This is a genomic window from Corynebacterium sp. HMSC070H05, from assembly GCF_001837615.1.
GTDB classification, from domain to species: Bacteria; Actinomycetota; Actinomycetes; order Mycobacteriales; family Mycobacteriaceae; genus Corynebacterium; species Corynebacterium coyleae.
The window spans coordinates 1-998 of the sequence record NZ_KV833301.1 but is presented as its reverse complement, the minus strand read 5'-3'; the positions used below and the strand labels follow the sequence as shown (position 1 = coordinate 998).

Annotated in this window: 1 protein-coding gene; it reads right to left on the bottom strand. The window is 56.1% G+C overall.

Translation table 11 applies throughout. From position 1 onward, the window contains the following. Positions 1 to 125 precede the first annotated feature (125 nt). Positions 126 to 887 carry an ATP-binding protein gene (locus tag HMPREF2617_RS04230; RefSeq protein ID WP_070422898.1) on the bottom strand — a complete coding sequence of 254 codons (762 nt, stop codon included), beginning with the start codon at positions 885 to 887 and terminating at the stop codon, positions 126 to 128. Positions 888 to 998: the final 111 nt, after the last annotated feature.

Here is a 998-nt window from a genome sequence, read left to right as displayed (position 1 = left end):
TGCTGAGTGCGCGTAGTTGGTAGGGGTATTCCGAAACGGTGGTAGGGCTGGATTCCGGGTAGTTGGTAGGGCCCCGCGACGGGTTGGGGCTGCTGCTCGTCGCGGGGCCTGTTGATGGTGGTGTGTTACTCGGTTTCTAGTTGGGTGGCTAGGAAGTGGCGCATGTCGTATTCACCGAGTTCGACGCGTTGGCCGGTGTTGAGTCTGCTGACGAGGGAGTCAGCTGCGACTGGGTCGGGAAGTTTTTGTACCCAGTATGCGGCAGTGGTTTGGGAAACGATGATCGTCGGCAGCCTGCCATCGCGGTCGAATATGATCTTCGTTAGGTCTTCTTGCCCGCGTTGGTTGATTCCAATGGTCAGGAAATCATCAAGGATGAGCACGTCAGTGTTTTGTAGCCTGCGCATCTTGGTTACGTAACGCTCATCTGTCGGCGGGAAGGCCGCTAATTCATCTACAAGCTGGTCGAGCCGGTAGTACGCAACGCTGTATTCAGCCTGGCATGCAGCAACTCCGATGGCGCAGGCGATGTATGTCTTGCCTGCCCCTGTTGGGGCTAGGAGGTGGACGTTTCCGGGGTTTTCACGCCAGGGTGTTGCAGCGATGCGTTTGAGTTGACGAAGGTTCAGGCCGCGTTCTTCGACGTTTATCAGCTCGGCAAGTGTTGCACCTGGGTACCGGAACTTTGCTTGGGTGATGGCTTTGGTGATGTTTTGCGCGCGACGTTTGTGGGCGGTTTCTTCCACGGCTTTGAGAAATATCTCTTCAGGCAACTCGGTGTTTGCTTCATCTGCACTGGCAAGTGCGAAGAAGGTATCAGCGAAGGTTGAAAGCCGCAGCTTGCGCAGCGTTGCACGGATGTCATCGTCAAGATGGATCGTGGTCATGATGGGTTAGTCCTCCTGCTTCGGGGTGTCGTAGTAGCTTGCAGGGCGCAGGAACACTGCTTCTGGCATTGCGGCGATATCGACTACCCGAGCCTGGCCTGTTTGTGGTGT

Excerpts from the sequence above, each read along its gene's own strand:
- HMPREF2617_RS04230 (WP_070422898.1), bottom strand. The coding sequence starts at position 887 with ATGACCACGATCCATCTTGACGATGACATCCGTGCAACGCTGCGCAAG.